The sequence below is a fragment of the Mycetohabitans sp. B3 genome (assembly GCF_021498065.1).
Classification (GTDB): Bacteria; Pseudomonadota; Gammaproteobacteria; order Burkholderiales; family Burkholderiaceae; genus Mycetohabitans.
This window is the reverse complement of record NZ_JAHLKN010000036.1, coordinates 1-16661: the sequence shown is the minus strand read 5'-3', so window position 1 is coordinate 16661 and position 16661 is coordinate 1. Positions and strand designations below refer to the sequence as shown.

The window sequence follows — 16661 nt, the reverse complement described above, 5'->3', positions numbered from 1 at the left end:
GTTGCGTGGCATGGGGCCAACCCACAGCCTGCGTGACCGAACGTCGAATCCGTTCCGCTTCAGTGGTAATCGCTTTCCCGCTGATGACGCACCGCCAGGATCGTCACCGTCCGATTGTCGTCGATCTCGAACAGCGCAACATATCCCGACGCGCCGAACGGAATGATCAATTCGCGCAGAAACGGCATCGATGGATGGGCTTTGCGGCATGTGAACGGCGACGATTCCAATGTAGCGATCCCGGCGGCGATGGCCGCAAGTGCACGAGTAGCGATTTCGACGTCGGCGTCGTCGCGATCGATAACGAAGCCATAAAGGCGGTCCAGATCATCTGAAGCCGCACGCGTGAACCGGACCGCGTACGTCATCGAGGCTTGCGCCTCGTATCGCGAAGAGCGTTGAGCCGCCGCTCTAGTTTCTCCAGTACTTCGGACGCAGGCAGATAGTCGCCGGTGCGTCGGGCCGCTTCGCGCGACGCGATGCCGCGGGCAATGAATTCGCTTTGATTGCGACGGCGTTCGATGCCCTCGCGGATCGAGTGCTCGACGAAACTCGACAGCGTTTCTCCTTCACCGAGGACGCTTTCGGCGGCGTCACGCAGTTCCGGTTCGACCCGAATGGAGGGGAAGGTGGCGGATTTCATGATATCTGTCAAAGCATCGCAGTTGCGATGCATTATCCGCTGATGGCTATGTTGATGCAAGTTAGCCGTTCGGTAGAGTCGATGGAGAGCGTCCAACGCTCCGAAATGGGCGACTTCCAGCGCCAGCGTCGCGCGACCCGTGGATAGCTGCAGGTCACCCCAACTCGATTACGGGTTGCTTAACCCGCTGCGCGACCCCGGATGCTATGCTTGGGACAAACAAAAACTGTGCAACACGCAAGACTTCGTTACATGACATCCTTGATCAAGCGCGCGTCGGCGCAAGCGCGCGCATTCCAGCGCGGTGAGCGGGCCGCGCAACCGTCGCGCGGCGCCACCCGCCGCACGGGACGCGACAAACACAAGAGCGCCGCGCAGCACGAGGCCGTACCCACCCTCGAAGCGCCGCGCAAAGCCCGTTTTGCGCCGGTGACATTTTCCGAAGAAGGGGGCGTGCGCTACCTGCATTTCGGCACTGAATGGATACAGGGCGCGATGCGCCTGAAAAAGCCGTTCGATATTGAACTCGAATACGCGCAGCAAATGATGGCGTGGCTGCTCTTTCTCGCGCCGCCCCAGCGTATTGTGCAATTGGGCTTGGGGGCGGCAGCCTTGACCAAGTTCTGTCATCGGCATTTTCTGCGCTCGCATGTGGAGGCGGTGGAATTGAACCCGGCAGTGATCATAGCCGCGCGCAGCATGTTTGAGTTGCCGAGCGACGACCGGCGCTTGAGTGTGCTCCAGATCGATGCATGGGATTTTGTTCATGACCCCGCGAACCACGGTACGGTCGGCGCGATGCAGATTGACCTGTATGACGCGACCGCACGCGGTCCGGTGCTCGATTCCGTCGCGTTTTATCGCGCGTGCCGTGCTTGCCTCGGCGGCGCCGCAGTGGTGACGGTCAACTTGTTCGGCGACCATCCGAGCTTTGTGCGCAACATGCGCCATTTGCGCGCGGCGTTCGATGCGCGGGTCATCGCGTTGCCCGAGGTGCATGAGGGCAACCGCGTCGTGCTGGCTTTCTCCGGACCCGCGTTGTCGATCGACTGGAACGTACTGACCGACCGCGCGAAGGTCATCGAGAAGGCGTGTGGGTTGAACGCCCGTCAGTGGGTCGCCGCCCTACGCGAGGCGTCCGGCGCGCCACGCCGCGACGCGCGCGACATCGCCGTCGGCGGGCATTTCATAATCTGAGTTCCTCCCCACCATCCCATCGTTTTCCCGACTTGCTTGGTGGTATCTGGATTATCCAGATGTTGCCCGCGATCGTACTGGCTTGTACACCCGTGTATGCGACCATCGCGGCTTGTTGCTCGGCTGGGCCGCGGGCATCCTGACCGGCACGTGGATGGCCGCATCGCTGAAGCTTGCGGGCTCGATTTATCTGTTGCATATCGGCGGATACACGATGCCGGGCTATGCGGCGGCGGTGTGGGCATTGCTCGTGAACATTGGGGTGGCGATCGTGGTCAGCATGATCGTGCGCGTGCTCGGCATGTCGCGCTCCGAAGACAGGACACGGCCCGAAGACTACTTGGACGTCGTCGAGAGCGAGACGTGATGCGCCCGTGGTCCGGAGCGTGCGGCAGCGCGAGTGCCGCCTTGAACCTACGGGCGCGCACCGGCATGCTGGGTAAATTGACGCTCTCAGACCTGGCGGTGCAGGACGACTGATCAGCGCGGCACCTGAAAGGCGGCACGTGCCCGATCGACGTCGGCCCGCACGCTGCAATCGTGCTGATGATCGTTGACTAGGCCCATCGCCTGCATCATCGCGTACATTGTCGTCGGCCCGACGAATTTCCAACCGCGCCGCTTTAAGTCTTTCGACAACGCAATCGACTCGGGGGACGTCGTCATCGTGCCGAGCACCTCCCGGGTCAGCTTGCGTGGCCGGCTCCGCGGGTCCGGCTCGAAGCGCCACAGGTAGGCGGCCAGCGAGCGCTCGCTATCGAGCAGCGCCAGCGCGCGGCGTGCGTTATGGATGGCAGCCTCGATCTTGCCCCGGTGCCGGATGATGCCGGTGTCGCCGAGCAACCGCTGCACGTCGCAGTCGGTAAACCGGGCCACCTTCTCGATGTCAAAGTTGGCGAATGCAGCGCGAAAGGCTTCCCGCTTGCGCAGGATCGTCAGCCAGCTGAGTCCGGCCTGGAACCCCTCAAGGCACAGTTTCTCGAACAGCCGGCGGTCGTCATCGACCGGAAACCCCCACTCCTTATCATGATAAGCGCAATACTCGGCGCCGGTGCCGCACCAATGGCAGCGCCGCGAGAGGTCCACTGTCGGTGCCGGCACGACCGATGGCCCGCCTGGCATCGCCGAAGCAGAAACAGAAGGGTGTATCATCGACGGTTTGGATTATCCTTGATGCGGTGTGTTGACCATGTATTGTAGTCGAGCGCGTGTCGGAGCCACTTAGCGCAATGGCGTAATCAACTGTTCAAGCTTGACCGCATCCGCCGCGAACAGGCGAATGCCTTCAGCCAACTTCTCGGTGGCCATGGCGTCGTCATTTAGCAGGTAGCGGAACGTCGGCTCATCGTGCGCGACGGGCTCGATCGGCACACTGGCCGCCTGCTGCGGGCAGAGCTTGCGCTGCACGGGCTCGTTGCTCTCATGCAGCTTCTGTAGCAAGTCTGGGCTGATCGTCAGCAGGTCGCAGCCGGCAAGCTCGACGACCTGGCTCGTTGTGCGAAAGCTTGCCCCCATCACTTCGGTCGAGTAGCCAAATTTTTTGTAGTATGCGTAGATACGCTTGACCGATTGCACGCCGGGATCGTTGGCGCCGCCATCGCGGGCCTCATCCCAATTCGCGCCGGCATTTTTCTTGTACCAGTCGTAGATGCGGCCGACGAATGGCGAAATCAGCTTGGCCCGGGCTTGCGCGCAGGCGACCGCTTGGGCGAGCGAGAACAGCAACGTCATGTTGCAATGGATCCCTTCCTGCTGCAACACCTCGGCGGCGCGCACGCCTTCCCACGTCGATGCGAGCTTGATCAGCACGCGCTCGCGGTCGATGCCCGCGGCCTCGTAGAGTGCGACCAGCTGATGTGCCTTCTCGATGCTTCTTTGGACGTCGAACGACAGCCGCGCGTCCACTTCTGTCGATACCCGCCCCGGGACGATCTTCAGGATCTCGACGCCAAACGCGACCAACAATCGGTCAATGATGTCGTCGACGGGCAGGCTCGCATGATCGCGTACTGTTTTCTCGAGCAGCGGGCGGTAGTTGTCCTTCTGCACCGCCTTCAGGATTAGCGACGGGTTGGTCGTCGCATCCTGTGGTTTGTAACGCGCGAGTTGCTGGAAATCGCCGGTGTCGGCGACGACGGTCGTGTACTGCTTTAACTGGTCTAGTGCAGTCGTCATGGCTAGGTTCCTTGTAGATCGTATCGCGTAATGCCGCGCTGATTTCTATTATTGTCTCGCAGCCGTGCGGCGTCCGATAGTTGTCCGACCAGTCGGTGCTCCCCCAGTTCGTCGGGGTGCCGGCAGCCGGACGTCGGACGCCGCGCCGCCGGCTTGCCGGCGCATTTAGCGGCGCCAGTTCAGGATGGTGTTCGCGACGAGGCCGGCCACTAGGCCCCAGAAGGCCGAGCCAATCGACAGCAGCGTGAACCCGGAGGCGGTCACCATGAAGGTAACGAGTGCCGCTTCGCGTTGTCGGGCATCCTGCATCGCATGGGTCAGGCCGGTCATGATCGAGCCGAACAGTGCCAGCGCGGCGACCGACACGATCAGTGCCTTGGGCAGGCTGGCGAACAGCGCCGCAATCGTCGCGCCGAAGATGCCGGCCAGCAAGTAGAACACGCCGCACCATACGGCGGCAGTGTAGCGCTTTGCCGGATCCTCGTGTGCGTCACGACTGGTGCAGATCGCTGCGGTGATGGCCGCGAGGTTGATCCCGTGCGAGCCAAATGGCGCTAGCAGCAGCGATGCGGTCCCGGTCGTGGCAATCAGTGGCGCCGATGGCGTGCTATAGTCGTGCGCGCGCAACACCGCCACGCCTGGCATGTTCTGCGAAGCCATCGCGACAATGAACAGCGGCACGCCGATGCTGATCAACGCGGCGAGGGAGAATGACGGGCGGGTGAACACGGGATGCGCGAGCGCGATGCTGAAATGACTAAAATCGATCAAGCCGAGCGCGCCGGCCAGCACCGTGCCGACCACCAGCGTAAGGGCGATCGCATAGCGGGGGCAAACGCGCTTGGTCACGAGGTAGGCGACGAACATCGTGAGCACCAGCGCGCGTTGTTGGCCCGCCTGAACAAAGATCGCGCTGCCGATCTCGAACAAAATGCCGGCCAGTAGGGCGGCGGCGATACCCGATGGGATCCTCGCCATCAATGAATCGAAGCAGCCAGTGACGCCAACCAGGGTTAGCAGCGCCGCACACACGACGAAAGCGCCGATTGCCTCAGCGTAGGGTACCCCGGGCAGGCTGGTGATGAGCAGCGCAGCGCCGGGCGTGGACCAGGCGACGACGATCGGCGCGCGAAAGCGTAGCGACAGCCCGATGGCCGTGACCGCCATGCCGATCGACAGCGCCCAGATCCACGATGAGATTTGGGTGTCGCTCAGGTGCGCGGCGCGGCCGGCCTGGAATATCAATGCGATCGAGCTGGTGTAGCCCGTCATCGCGGCCACAAAACCGGCGACCAGTGCCGACAGCGAGGTGTCACCGATCGGACGCAGCGGCGCGCGTAGTGTGGGCGGTGCGGCTGGGTCGGGTGGTGAGGACGCAGTCATGGATGAGAAGGGTTACTTGGCGTGATCGCGGCGTTGACCGCCAGTTTGAGGTCATCGGTCGCGGCATACTGTGAAGAACCTTCGAAACGCTCGGGCGGCATGATCGGCACGGGGACACGAAAACGCCAGTATAGGACAGGCGCCGCATCGCCGCCGGCTGTGTGGCCGACTCGCTGCCCCTGGGGCGTGTGCATGCCATCGGCGCGCCGACCGATGCCGGCGCGGGCAGCCGAAGTGCCCAAATGCTGCATTTCGCTGCGGCCGATTGACGCAGGGTGAGGGCGGCCTGCTGCCTGCAGCACGGTTGACTACGCGGTGCGCGGCGCGCAGTCGCGCGCCGGCGCTCAAGTGGACGCTCCTAGCGTCGGGGGGTACAATACGCCGTTTTTTTGGCCGGCTGCTCAACGCCAGGCCGGCTGCTCAACGCCAGCGGATTCGCGCAGAGCAGGGCGGTGCAGGCCTGCGCGGTTTCAGCGCCCCGATATTCCCCTACAGCCAGGTTAGATGCTTATGAACAGATTCGTCGTGATGGCTGCCATTGCGGTGCTCGCCGGGTCAGCCGGCACCGCGGCGGCGGACGTGGTCGGCAACGCGCGCGCCGCGCAAGGGAAGGTCGCCATGTGCATTGGCTGCCACGGCATTCCCGGCTATCGCGCCGCGTTCCCACAGGTCTACAAAGTGCCGATGCTCGGCGGTCAGAACGCGAAGTATCTGGAAAACGCATTGCAGGAATACAAGAAGGGTTCACGCAAGTTCGCGCCGATGCAAGCGATCGCCCAGTCGCTGACGGACCAGGACATTGCCGACCTGGCTGCGTACTACGCGGCTCAGACGCCGGCAAGCCGGCCCAATCCGGAGCGGTGACCGGAACGTGGCGAACGGTAGACGAGCAACAGGAGAACTCATGAAAAAGCGCATCATTGAAGCGTCGGGCGTCGCCAAGGCAATGATCGCCGCGTGTGCGGCCGTGGTATCGATCGGGGCCACGCACGCTGCGGACATCGGTAACGGGCGCGCAATCGTCGAGCGCACCAACTGCGCCGCGTGCCACGGAGCGGGGCTGGACAAGCCGGTGACTCCGGATTATCCGAAGCTCGCGGGGCAGCATGCCGACTACACCTATTGGGCATTGCGCCAATACCAGATGGGCGGTGGCAATCCGTCCTTTGGTCGCGACCATGCGATCATGGCTGCGCAGGTGCAGAGCCTGTCCGAAAGCGATTTGAAAGACATTGCCGCGTATATCGAGTCGCTGAAGGGCGATCTCGTGCTGAAGAAGTAAGCGGTCTTACGCCGCCGGCGCACACGCACGGCGGCGTCGCTGCGTCGGCCGGCCCTGTGCCGTCAATCCCGGGACGCGCGCTGTTCAATCAGCGCCAGATACGCGTCGGTATCCGGCGGGACGTTGTTGCGTTGTGCTTCCCAGATGATCTGGCCAAGACATTCCATGATCGCGTGGTGTGCGTCGTGGTCCGAGCCCAGGCGTGCAGCCAGGCGCTCGTGTGCGGCGCGGATGCCGCGCGGTTGGTCGATCGACAACTGCTCGCTGATTGCCAGGTGCATCGACAAGTGCAGGAACGGGTTCGTCTGGCCGCGCTCGGGCGAGTAGTCCTGCTCGCTTGCGTCGGCGCAGTCCAGGACAGCTTGGTACTCTGGGTGCTGGACGATCCAGTCCGCCGCTATGCTCTGCAGCGGGGTCAAGATTTCACCGGCGCGTTGCTTGCGCCACGTCTCGGTAAAAAAACGACGGACTTCGTCACGACTCGGATTGAACATCAGGCACTGAAACCGCTTGGTACGCGCAGCCGCGCAATTCCTCATTGTACGCCGAGCGTTGTCGTGGCGCCGCACCGTCGCACCGCGGTGCTCATCGCTGCATAGCCACGACGCAAGCTTCGTATCAGTGCATCCGCAGTGCTTTTGCGGCAATCATTATGTCATTGGGTGGGAGCGGGCGTCTTGCTCTTGAATTCGCACAGCGGCTCGATCGCACAATGCCAGCACTCAGGCAGCCGCGCACGGCATACGTAGCGGCCGTGCAGGATCAGCCAATGATGCGCGTCATGCCGGAATTCGGCCGGCGTGAGCTTCTCCAGCGCCACCTCTACCGCCCGCACGTCCTTGCCGGGTGCCAGCCCGGTGCGGTTCGCGACGCGGAAGATATGCGTGTCGACGGCGATCGTCGGGTGCCCGAATGCGGTGTTTAGCACGACGTTCGCCGTCTTGCGGCCCACCCCGGGTAGGGCCTCGAGCGCTTCGCGATCAGCCGGCACTTCGCCGTGGTGCTTGTCGAGCAGGATCCTGCAGGTCGCGATGACGTTTTTGGCCTTGGTCCGGTACAGTCCAATCGTCTTGATGTACTGCGCCACACCGTCTTCGCCGAGCGCCAGGATGGCTTTCGGCGTGTTGGCGACTGGGAACATCTGGCGCATCGCCTTGTTGACCGAGATGTCGGTCGCCTGTGCCGACAGCATCACGGCAATCAGCAGTTCGAACGGTGTCGTGTACTCTAGCTCCGTCGTCGGATGGGGATTCAAGCTTTGCAGCGTTTCGTAAATTGCGCGGCGCTTTTGGGCGTTCATGAAGATTCGTCGCTTTAGGGAACAGTTGGACGCAGACGGCGCATCATGCATCGAGGTCGGAGCCGTCTCTGCGCGCATCAGGCGGCGGGGGCGGCTCCGATGCAGCGCAGCCGTGTTCGTCCGTGTCCCATCCCAGGCGTCGCCGACGTGCTTCGGCCGCGTCGATTTGCGCTTGCACGGCTGGACTGACGTCCGATGTGTTGCGCGGCCCCAGCCCCTGGGCGGCCAGTTCCTCTTTCTTCTTACGGGCACGCTCGAGCGCCGCCTGGATGATTGCTTGCTTTCGTGCGGCGGCAGGGTTCTGCGACGACGCCATTGGCCCGGCCCCTGGCATGCCGGTCGTGGTGGCAGCGGCGGGCGTCGCGCCGGGCGGGTGACCGGGCTCGGCATTTGTGCGCTCTCGCACCGTGCCGGGCGACGCCCATCCCGATGCTGGCGGCATCGGTGTGGCATCCGGATTCATCGTCGCGCGACGAGCGGCGGCACGCTGCTGCGCCACGTCACGCTCTTTCGCGAGCCGTGCATTGCGCTGCGCGTGCCGGCGTCGGGCCGCATCGGCCTGCTGCGGTGACCATGCGTCCCATCCGGTGGCAGTGCCGGTCACGGGGACCATCTCGATACAATCGACGGGGCACGGTGCGACGCACAGATCGCAGCCGGTGCACCAATCTGCCAGCACCGTATGCAGCTGCTTTGGGGCGCCGACAATGGCATCGACCGGGCATGCTTGCATGCATAACGTGCAGCCGATGCACACAGTCTCATCGATTACCGCACGCGCCCGTGCACGCTCGACGCCGTTGGTCGGATTGAGCGCGATGATCGGCTTGCCGAGCAATGACGCCAGCCGGGCGATGCCTTGCTGTCCTCCGGGCGGACACTGGTTGTAGCCCGCCGTGCCGTCGGCAACGGCTTGCGCATAGGGGCGGCAGCCGCTATAGCCGCATTTGGTGCATTGGGTTTGGGGAAGCAGATCGTCGATCCGATCCGCGAGCGACGGAGAAGCAGTCACAGTGTCGGAACCTGGACGCGTCGAGAAACGTGACGCATATTTTATCAATACGCAATTATCGCCTATTCCGATAGCGGCGTTGGACCCGCGTGCCATAATCCAACTGCTTTCCGTGTCAGTCTTAGGGCGATAACTGAGCGCGGCGCACCATTTCCTGCCGCTGTGGGCCTATCCGGTGGTGACGCGATCGGTCAACGCGGCTACTGCATCATGATTTGAACATGAACCAGCCGAGAATCAAAAGGGACCCCGAAGGCACGAGGCGCCGCATTCTCGCCGCCGCTGCCGAAGCATTCGCGAACGGCGGATTGTCCGGCGCGCGCGTGGACCAGATCGCCTGTCGTGCCGGGACCAACGAACGGATGCTGTACTACTACTTCGGCAGCAAGGAGCAGTTGTTCACTGCGGTGCTGGAGCAGGCGCTGACGGGATTTGCCGAAGCGGAACGCACGCTGGACCTGAACGGACTGGCGCCCGTGGAGGCCATGACGCGGCTTGCCCACTTCATATGGGCGTTCTATCATCAGCGTCCTGACCTGCTGCGCTTGCTGAACAACGAAAACCTGCATGAGGCGCGGTATCTGCAACAGTCGACGCGGATTCTTGAAACCGTTTCACCGATGCTCGCGACGCTTTCCGGCATCCTGGAACGTGGGCACCGCGCTGGGCTGTTCCGGGCTGGCATCGATCCGCTGCGCCTCTATGTGACGATCTCCGGGTTAGGCTATTACATTGTGTCCAATCGGCATACGCTGAAGGCGACGCTCGGTCGGGATTTCGGACAAGGCGACGAGCACGCCGAGATGGTTCGACTCAATACGGATATGTTGCTGGCTTACTTACTGTATCGGTGATCTTACTGCATCGGTGACCGTCGTGCCGCGCTGCGCGACACAGCAGGCAGTGCGCAGCGCGACCCTGTCGTGACGAAGGTCAGCGTCAAGCTTAAGCCCGTCACGGTTGTGAGGTTCTACCCGGTGCGTCGAGACAGGGGTTCGTCGATTCGCTTGCCGGCGTCGCCGTTCGGATGCGGCCTGATGTTGTGCCGTGCCGCGATTAAGCTGACGGGGCGTGGTGTCCTATTTACCGCCGCGTCAGGAGTCAGACTTGTACAACCACCGCGTCGCGATACCTCCCGGCTCAGCAGCGCTGTTGCCGCAATGGCTCAATGAGCGTTCCTTGGCGAGCACGCCGTGTCCTTCGAGGCCCTCCGCGTCTAACGGGCCGCTGGCGGCTTTGAAAATGTTGGCCCGAACTAAGAACATGCGCGGTCAACCGCCTGCAGGAAGGCCTGCGGCGTTCGGTCTGCACGGCTCTCTTGTCGAAGGCAATCCAACGTTTCCTGCTGCGTCCCGCGTATATGGTCCGCAGCCGACGCTTCGCCAATCCGCGCTGGGCGCCGGGGAGCCCCCCAGCGCTCGCTGGATGCCTTCATTCCCACAAATGCTGCGTCAGGCGAGCACATCCTTCTCCACCGTGCCGTGGGCCCGTTGCAAGGCAATCGCGGCGGCTGTAGCACGAATGTTCCGCGGCTTGTTCATTCCCAAAGCCGCTTCGGCTTGGGAAGGGCAAGCGACGTCACCCATAAACGCGCCAGCACAAGGTGGCGTTGCACCGTTTCCAAAAGACGGACGTGCCGACGGGCCTAATGACCCATTCCAGCCGTTCGGTGTTCCCAGGTGGAAAAGTGACACCGCCTATTTAGACGAAGACGAGCCGTTTCCTTCGCTGCAGCAACCGGATCCCGCGAAGATGCTATTGTGCAGTCCATTTCGGCCGCCGAAGCCGCGCTCGGAGGAGGTGGATTCACCACAAGCTCGTATCCCCTTTGATGCATCGAAGGAGCAGTGGAAGATAAGTATATTACGTCCCCAGCAGGGGGGAGCCGTCTTCGCGAGAACGCCACCGGCTCCGCCATCTTCGACGCTGAAATACATACCACCTGTTAAAAAGCCATCAGGACAGCGCTCAAAGTCCGCGAGTCCGTTACAAGCTAGTCTCCCCGATAATGCATCGAAGGAGCAGTGGAAGATGAGCATATTACGTCCCCAGCAGGGGGAGGCCGTCTTCGCGAGAACGCCACCGGCCCCGCCATCTTCGACGCTGAAACACACACCTGTTAAAAAGCCATCAGGACAGCGCTCAAAGTCCGCGAGTCCGTCACAAGCTAGTTTCCTTGATGATGTATCGAAGCAGCAGTGGAAGAGCCGTATATTACCTCTCCAGGAGCGGAGCGTACCGGCGCATAAACCGCTGACCGAAACCCGTAGGAACGTCTATCAGCCGCAGTTGGCGCCAAGTATATTCTTGGCAGACCAAGAGACAGATTAATTTGAAGCCCAAACCAATTGGGAATGTGCACCCTGCCGGCATGCTACGCGAGTGTCGAGGACGGCCGCCGATGGAGTGCCATTGCGAAATCACGCCGAGGCACTGGAGGCGCAAGCCGTGCATGGCGCCAGGCAGCGGCGCACAATTCGAATAGGACGCGATCATTGGAGCATGTATGGTTGACAGGCTAAAACTGAATGTATCTGGATGGGCTTTGCCACAGTTGCAGGTTCTACGTTCGGCTTCTGATGACAAGCCGGGCGTCACCCCAGGACGTGCCGGGGTTTCGGCACTGTTAAGCGGCTTGAAAAAGTATGGCTCGCGTCTGCGTGCTGCCGCGCTACCGTCTGAACGAGCGCAGTGGAATATATCCTCCCCAAGTACGGGCGGCGCGATGCAAGGCGCCCGCCCACCTCATGTTTGGGGACACGGCAATGCAATAGGCTTTTCTACAGTGCCGCGATTCGGGTCGCCACTTGAGCGTGGAACGCCATCACAGTTGACCCCGATGGGGGGCAATAGCCCATTGGTTATGTCGATGCCTTCTCAACCTTTAAACCACGTGGTCGTCGTCCTGCCGCCGCAGCAGTCATCGATTATGTCTGCCATTTCACGGTTGTTAGGCGACGTACCAATGACGGCAGTACCAAGTAGTGCGATCATGCTGTCGTACGGTCCATACGGCTCTGGCAGTGGCAGCGCGCCGGCGCCTTCCTGGCCCGGCCACGGTAGCGTTCCGATGGCTGTGGGCTGGCATGAGCCGAGCGGCGCCGAGTACGCGATGTCGGCGTTCGCCAATCACGGTGTGCCGCAGCAGAGGTTCCAAGAGCCGGGCGTTCATTCCAGTATGCCAATGCCGCAGCCTCCTTCCCCAAGATACGCTACGCCTCCAACCCTTGAGGATGCGCCGCCACGGCCGAATAATGGGGTTGTTCCGCCACGGCGGCCACCCAGACGAGTCGTTCCGCTGTCGTCGCAGCGGCGAAATACCGTTAGCCCCCAAAATCTTAATGCCTATTTGAGCGAGAAACAGAAAGAGGTTTTTGAACAGTTGGACGCGAAGAAAAAGCCGTCCAAAAAGGAATTACAAGATGCCAACGATGAGGCGTTCGCCGAAGGCATCAGGCTAAGCTTGATCCAACACGCAGCTTCGGACGGCTCGCGCGCAGATGCGACGCAGGCTTTGGATGAGTCTCGAAGTGCGGCCACGGATAGCGCGCCCTTGCGGACTCCCGCAGGCATAAAGCGCCAGCCAACGGAATCGGAGAACGATAGAGCAACTAAGCGACTCAGATCATCGTACATTCCCCTCGATCAAGCGCCCCGGGCATTTTACAAGCCCTCGCTCGCTCTGGGTAACATAGAGGACAACGCATCGGAGGAGTCCGAATCGCCCCATTAAAAGTAACGGCTCAGTTTTGCGTTGCGTGAACGCCAGTGCCGCTGATATGTCCGGCAAACCCAGATGCGGTGCGCCCGGTGTGAGGCCCACGTTAAGCTGCACTGCAACAAGTACAGCATTCAGATCCGTGACAGGATTGCACGAACTGTTTTAGAGGTCAGTCAAGCTAATCCTTGGCGACGTGCCCACTGTGATCGCGGTTGCCCGTGTTGGAGAGCCGACCGCACCGGCGCTACGTCTGCACTGCAGCCTCATGATCATGCTCATGAATGAACTCGCGGATCTGCGCATAGATGATCGTGCGCCAGCGTCGTCCCGAGAAGATCCCGTAGTGACCGCATTGCTCCACGGTGAAATGCCGGCGTGACGCTGACGCAATGCCGGTGCACAGCGTGTGGGCGGCGCGCGTCTGTCCACAGCCGGAGATGTCATCCAGCTCGCCCTCGATCGTAAAGAGCGCGGTATCGGTGATGTCCTGTGGGCGCACCGGCTCGCCGTTGACGATCCAAGTGCCTTGCGCGAGCCGGAATTCTTGAAACACGATACGGATCGTTTCCAAGTAATATTCCGCCGCCATGTCCAGCACGGCGTTGTATTCGTCGTAGAAGCGGCGATGCGCTTCGGCATCGTCTTCGTCGCCACGTACTAGGTTTTCAAAGAATTCCCAATGCGATTGCAGATGCCGCTCCGGGTTCATCGCAACGAACCCGGCGTGCTGCAGAAAACCCGGATAAACTTTGCGGCCCACGCCCGGATAGTTCGACGGTACCGTATAGATTACATTGTTCTCGAACCACTCGTACGAGTGCTGCGTTGCCAGCGAGTTCACCGACGTCGGGCTCTTGCGGGCATCGATCGGCCCGCCCATCATCGTCATCGTGCACGGCGTGTCCTCGCCGCGGCTGGCCATCAGCGAGATCGCCGCGAGCACCGGTACCGTTGGCTGGCATACCGAGATCACGTGCAGGTTCTTTGCGCCGATGTGTCGGATAAAGTCCTGGATGTACTCGACGTAGTCGTCCAGATGGAACGCGCCGGCCTCGAGCGGCACCATCCGTGCATCGATCCAGTCGGTGATGTAGACTTTGTGGTCCTGCAGCAGCGTGCGCACCGTATCGCGCAACAGCGTTGAGTGATGTCCGGACAGCGGTGCACAGACCAGCACGACGGGTTCATGCTTCAGTTGCGATACGGCGTCGCTGTCGTCGGAATACCGCTTGAAGCGCAGCAGCCGGCAAAACGGTTTTTCCAGGATCGTCTGTTCGACGACCGGAATGCTGCGGCCGTCCTTCTCGATTTGCTTAATGTTAAATTCGGGGCGTTCATAGTCCTTGCCGAGCCGGTATAGCAACTCGTAGGCGGCGGCCCAGCGCGATGCGCCAGGGACGTAGGCGAGCGGACTGGCCGGATTCGCGAACGATTTCGACGCGGATTGCGCCCAGGCAGTCAGCGGGCTCAGCAGCGCGCGCTGGAATTCGTGAAATTGATAGAGCATGCTTGCTCCGTGTTACGGCATGTGGGTTGATTCCCGCTGCCATCGGTACGGCGCCGGTCGAAGCCGGGCGCTCCTCGCTGCCCGCGCGAGATAAGCGGGCGGCCGGGCGCAGGATGACGCGTCCAATCCTGATATCCGATCATATCGGACAATCGCGGGCTGGTGCAATGCAGCAAATCCCGCTGGCGAGCGTGTCGCTTACTGCGGCCAGCGGCCATGCTCGGGCGTGCCGAGCAATGCCGCAAAGCAGGCGCCGGAATCAAACCGCGGCCAGCATAGCCAGTCGATTGAACCGTCGCGGCCGACCAGCGCCATGGTGTGACTATCGCCGATCAACGCATAGTCTTCGATTGCAAGGGGCATGGGTGGAGTCGGAGCAGCAGCTGCGCATGGTTCCCGATCATAAGGCAATTGAGCGCAGCCCGCGTGTTGCCGGCCTTTTGACAAACAGCTGAGCGGGCCGGCACGGGAACGTTTGTTGTTGACTCGCGGGCACACCGTGCCGTTGAGCGCGCCGGGCTTTCGCGGCAAGGTGGGCGGCGGTGCGATTCATCTGTCGCCGGACGGCCGTTTCCTGTATGCGACCAACCGTGGTGATGCTAACGAGATCGTGATCTATTCGGTCGATGCCGACAACGGCCGCCTGAGCCTCGTGGGCCGCCAGTCGAGCCTGGGCAGCACATCGCGTAGGGCGCGCGGTGCGGGTGCGGTGCCTCAGTCTGTGGGCGCCGGCGCGAGCACTTCGCGGCCGCCATTGACTCCCATTGACGACACCAGTGAGGCCGCTTCCATTTGCTCGACCAAACGGGCAGCGCGGTTGTAGCCGATGCGCAACTGCCGTTGCACCGATGAGATCGACGCGCGGCGGCTGCGCAACACGAATGCCACGGCCTCGTCATACAGTGGATCGGCCTCTGCATCGGGCGCCTCGCCGAATAAGTCCGTGGCCGCACTGTCCCCGGGCACGCCAGCTAGGATGCCTTCCTCGTATTCCGGTTCACCGAACTGTTTTAGATGTTCGACGACGCGATGTACTTCGTCGTCTGCGACGAAGGCACCATGGACCCGTTGCGGGTAGCCGGTACCGGGGGGTAGGAACAGCATGTCCCCTTGGCCGAGCAGCGATTCCGCGCCCATCTGATCGAGGATGGTGCGCGAGTCCACCTTGGACGAAACCTGGAAGGCCACCCGCGTCGGAATGTTCGCCTTGATCAAACCCGTAATCACGTCGACTGACGGCCGTTGCGTGGCCAGAATCAAGTGGATCCCCGCAGCCCGGGCCTTTTGTGCGAGCCGCGCGATCAACTCCTCGATCTTCTTGCCGGACACCATCATCAGGTCCGCTAGCTCGTCGATGACCACCACGATCATGGGCAGGGGCGCAAGCGGTTCCGGTGCGTCCGGCGTCAGCGAGAACGGATTGCCGACCTTGCGTCCGGCGTGCTCCGCATCGACGATTTTCTGGTTGAAGCCGGCGAGGTTGCGCACACCGAGCGCGGACATCAGCCGGTAGCGCTTTTCCATTTCCGCGACGCACCACGTCAGTGCATTCGCGGCGAGCTTCATGTCGGTCACGACCGGCGCAAGCAGGTGCGGGATGCCCTCGTAGACCGACAGTTCCAGCATCTTCGGGTCAATCATGATCAGCCGGACGTCCTGTGGCGTTGCCTTGTACAGCAAGGACACGATCATCGCGTTGATCGCCACCGACTTGCCCGAGCCGGTGGTGCCGGCCACGAGCATGTGCGGCGCGCGCGCCAAGTCGGTCACGACCGGTTCACCCGTGATGTCCTTGCCCAGCGCGAGCGTGAGTTGCGATGCCGAACCCGTGTATTCCCGCGACGCGAGGATGTCCGCCAACCGGATCACTTGCCGTCGAGCGTTGGGCAGTTCGAGTCCCATGCAGGTCTTGCCCGGGATCGTCTCGACCACGCGGATTGACGTCAATCCGAGGCCGCGTGACAAGTCTTTCATCAAGCCTACGATCTGGCTGCCGCGTACCCCCAGTGCCGGCTCGACCTCGAAGCGCGTGATGACCGGGCCGGCCGAAGCGCCGATGACGGACACCGGTACCTTGAACTCCTTGAGCCGTTGCTCAATTAATTGGCCGGTCGCGGCGAGCGTCGCCTCGGATACCGGTTCGATAATGTCGGAGCCGCTTGCGAGCAGCGTCAGGGCCGGCAATTCGATAGGCGAGGCGGCGCTCGCCTGGAATGGGAACGTGTTGCGCTTCGAGGCGGGGTTTGCCGCCGGTACGGTTCCGTCGGATGCAGCATGCACCGTGGCGGAAACCGGCGCGCCGTCGGGATCGGGCATCAGCCCGGGCGTGGACATCGGCCCGGGGAGGGGCATTGGCAGGGGGATGGACATCGGCCCGGGGATGGGCATCGGCACGGGCGTGGATATCGGTTCGAGCATGGACATTGGCTCGGGTGTAGATG

General features: G+C 62.2%; 14 protein-coding genes and 4 pseudogenes. 6 read left to right on the top strand and 12 right to left on the bottom strand.

The window, feature by feature from the left end:
• Positions 1-59 precede the first annotated feature (59 nt).
• Together KQH55_RS10955 and KQH55_RS10950 are read right to left on the bottom strand one after the other, a co-directional pair.
• Positions 60-368: a type II toxin-antitoxin system RelE/ParE family toxin gene (locus KQH55_RS10955; RefSeq protein WP_076795977.1), complete on the bottom strand. Its 309-nt coding sequence runs from the start codon at positions 366-368 to the stop codon at positions 60-62.
• Complete coding sequence (locus KQH55_RS10950; protein WP_076797253.1) at positions 365-643, bottom strand: YlcI/YnfO family protein; 279 nt, start codon at positions 641-643, stop codon at positions 365-367. The genes KQH55_RS10955 and KQH55_RS10950 overlap by 4 nt, the downstream gene beginning before the upstream one ends.
• Before the next feature lie 252 nt (positions 644-895).
• Between KQH55_RS10950 and KQH55_RS10945 the strand changes: the two genes are divergently transcribed.
• Together KQH55_RS10945 and KQH55_RS10940 are read left to right on the top strand one after the other, a co-directional pair.
• Positions 896-1840 (top strand): spermidine synthase, encoded by a 945-nt coding sequence (locus KQH55_RS10945; protein ID WP_076795975.1) that lies wholly within the window; start codon positions 896-898, stop codon positions 1838-1840.
• 32 nt (positions 1841-1872) lie between these two features.
• Positions 1873-2207: pseudogene (locus tag KQH55_RS10940) on the top strand (sodium:solute symporter); the annotation flags it as partial.
• Between the two features lie 113 nt (positions 2208-2320).
• Here the strand turns inward: KQH55_RS10940 and KQH55_RS10935 are convergent.
• The 4 genes and pseudogenes from KQH55_RS10935 to KQH55_RS16950 form a co-directional block, all read right to left on the bottom strand.
• Positions 2321-2962: a DNA-3-methyladenine glycosylase I gene (locus tag KQH55_RS10935; protein ID WP_076795972.1), complete on the bottom strand. Its 642-nt coding sequence runs from the start codon at positions 2960-2962 to the stop codon at positions 2321-2323.
• Positions 2963-3061: 99 nt separating this feature from the next.
• Positions 3062-4015 carry a transaldolase gene (gene tal / locus KQH55_RS10930; protein ID WP_076786282.1) on the bottom strand — a complete coding sequence of 318 codons (954 nt, stop codon included), beginning with the start codon at positions 4013-4015 and terminating at the stop codon, positions 3062-3064.
• A 165-nt stretch (positions 4016-4180) separates the two neighbouring features.
• On the bottom strand, positions 4181-5398 hold the full coding sequence (locus KQH55_RS10925; RefSeq protein ID WP_235090900.1) for a benzoate/H(+) symporter BenE family transporter: 1218 nt from the start codon (positions 5396-5398) through the stop codon (positions 4181-4183).
• A gap of 8 nt (positions 5399-5406) precedes the next feature.
• Positions 5407-5592: pseudogene (locus KQH55_RS16950) on the bottom strand (hypothetical protein); the annotation flags it as partial.
• Between the two features lie 316 nt (positions 5593-5908).
• On the opposite strand from KQH55_RS16950, the gene KQH55_RS10920 reads away from it, so the two are divergent.
• Positions 5909-6262 (top strand): cytochrome c, encoded by a 354-nt coding sequence (locus tag KQH55_RS10920; protein WP_076786288.1) that lies wholly within the window; start codon positions 5909-5911, stop codon positions 6260-6262.
• 40 nt (positions 6263-6302) lie between these two features.
• Positions 6303-6680 carry a cytochrome c gene (locus KQH55_RS10915; RefSeq protein WP_373566387.1) on the top strand — a complete coding sequence of 126 codons (378 nt, stop codon included), beginning with the start codon at positions 6303-6305 and terminating at the stop codon, positions 6678-6680.
• 62 nt (positions 6681-6742) lie between these two features.
• Here KQH55_RS10915 and KQH55_RS10910 read toward each other — a convergent pair whose 3' ends face one another.
• From KQH55_RS10910 to rsxB, 3 genes are all read right to left on the bottom strand, one after another.
• Positions 6743-7174, bottom strand: coding sequence for a DUF1841 family protein (locus KQH55_RS10910; protein ID WP_235090898.1), 432 nt, complete (start codon positions 7172-7174; stop codon positions 6743-6745).
• Positions 7175-7335: 161 nt separating this feature from the next.
• The gene (gene nth, locus KQH55_RS10905) at positions 7336-7980 is read right to left on the bottom strand and encodes an endonuclease III (RefSeq protein WP_076786292.1); all 645 of its coding nucleotides are present in this window, start codon (positions 7978-7980) and stop codon (positions 7336-7338) included.
• Positions 7981-8023: 43 nt separating this feature from the next.
• Positions 8024-8992, bottom strand: coding sequence for an electron transport complex subunit RsxB (rsxB, locus tag KQH55_RS10900; RefSeq protein WP_076797252.1), 969 nt, complete (start codon positions 8990-8992; stop codon positions 8024-8026).
• 221 nt (positions 8993-9213) lie between these two features.
• Here rsxB and KQH55_RS10895 point away from each other — a divergent pair, with 221 nt between their 5' ends.
• Positions 9214-9846, top strand: coding sequence for a TetR family transcriptional regulator (locus KQH55_RS10895; protein WP_235090896.1), 633 nt, complete (start codon positions 9214-9216; stop codon positions 9844-9846).
• A gap of 3111 nt (positions 9847-12957) precedes the next feature.
• On the opposite strand, the gene KQH55_RS10890 is transcribed toward KQH55_RS10895, so the two are convergent.
• Both KQH55_RS10890 and KQH55_RS10885 read right to left on the bottom strand, forming a co-directional pair.
• Positions 12958-14220 carry a polyhydroxyalkanoate depolymerase gene (locus tag KQH55_RS10890; protein ID WP_235090894.1) on the bottom strand — a complete coding sequence of 421 codons (1263 nt, stop codon included), beginning with the start codon at positions 14218-14220 and terminating at the stop codon, positions 12958-12960.
• A 207-nt stretch (positions 14221-14427) separates the two neighbouring features.
• Positions 14428-14583: pseudogene (locus KQH55_RS10885) on the bottom strand (trehalase-like domain-containing protein); the annotation flags it as partial.
• A gap of 118 nt (positions 14584-14701) precedes the next feature.
• Between KQH55_RS10885 and KQH55_RS10880 the strand changes: the two are divergent.
• A pseudogene (locus KQH55_RS10880) lies at positions 14702-14908 on the top strand (beta-propeller fold lactonase family protein); the annotation flags it as partial.
• 26 nt (positions 14909-14934) lie between these two features.
• Here the strand turns inward: KQH55_RS10880 and KQH55_RS10875 are convergent.
• Positions 14935-16661: DNA translocase FtsK (locus tag KQH55_RS10875; protein WP_255763130.1), on the bottom strand; the 1727-nt coding region annotated here is incomplete at its 5' end.

What these genes read in the sequence shown, in the direction of transcription:
- KQH55_RS10955 (WP_076795977.1), bottom strand. Translation starts at nt 368, where the DNA reads ATGACGTACGCGGTCCGGTTCACGCGTGCGGCTTCAGATGATCTGGAC.
- KQH55_RS10950 (WP_076797253.1), bottom strand. Translation starts at nt 643, where the DNA reads ATGAAATCCGCCACCTTCCCCTCCATTCGGGTCGAACCGGAACTGCGT.
- KQH55_RS10945 (WP_076795975.1), top strand. Translation starts at nt 896, where the DNA reads ATGACATCCTTGATCAAGCGCGCGTCGGCGCAAGCGCGCGCATTCCAG.
- KQH55_RS10935 (WP_076795972.1), bottom strand. Translation starts at nt 2,962, where the DNA reads ATGCCAGGCGGGCCATCGGTCGTGCCGGCACCGACAGTGGACCTCTCG.
- tal (WP_076786282.1), bottom strand. Translation starts at nt 4,015, where the DNA reads ATGACGACTGCACTAGACCAGTTAAAGCAGTACACGACCGTCGTCGCC.
- KQH55_RS10925 (WP_235090900.1), bottom strand. Translation starts at nt 5,398, where the DNA reads ATGACTGCGTCCTCACCACCCGACCCAGCCGCACCGCCCACACTACGC.
- KQH55_RS10920 (WP_076786288.1), top strand. Translation starts at nt 5,909, where the DNA reads ATGAACAGATTCGTCGTGATGGCTGCCATTGCGGTGCTCGCCGGGTCA.
- KQH55_RS10915 (WP_373566387.1), top strand. Translation starts at nt 6,303, where the DNA reads ATGAAAAAGCGCATCATTGAAGCGTCGGGCGTCGCCAAGGCAATGATC.
- KQH55_RS10910 (WP_235090898.1), bottom strand. Translation starts at nt 7,174, where the DNA reads ATGTTCAATCCGAGTCGTGACGAAGTCCGTCGTTTTTTTACCGAGACG.
- nth (WP_076786292.1), bottom strand. Translation starts at nt 7,980, where the DNA reads ATGAACGCCCAAAAGCGCCGCGCAATTTACGAAACGCTGCAAAGCTTG.
- KQH55_RS10895 (WP_235090896.1), top strand. Translation starts at nt 9,214, where the DNA reads ATGAACCAGCCGAGAATCAAAAGGGACCCCGAAGGCACGAGGCGCCGC.
- KQH55_RS10890 (WP_235090894.1), bottom strand. Translation starts at nt 14,220, where the DNA reads ATGCTCTATCAATTTCACGAATTCCAGCGCGCGCTGCTGAGCCCGCTG.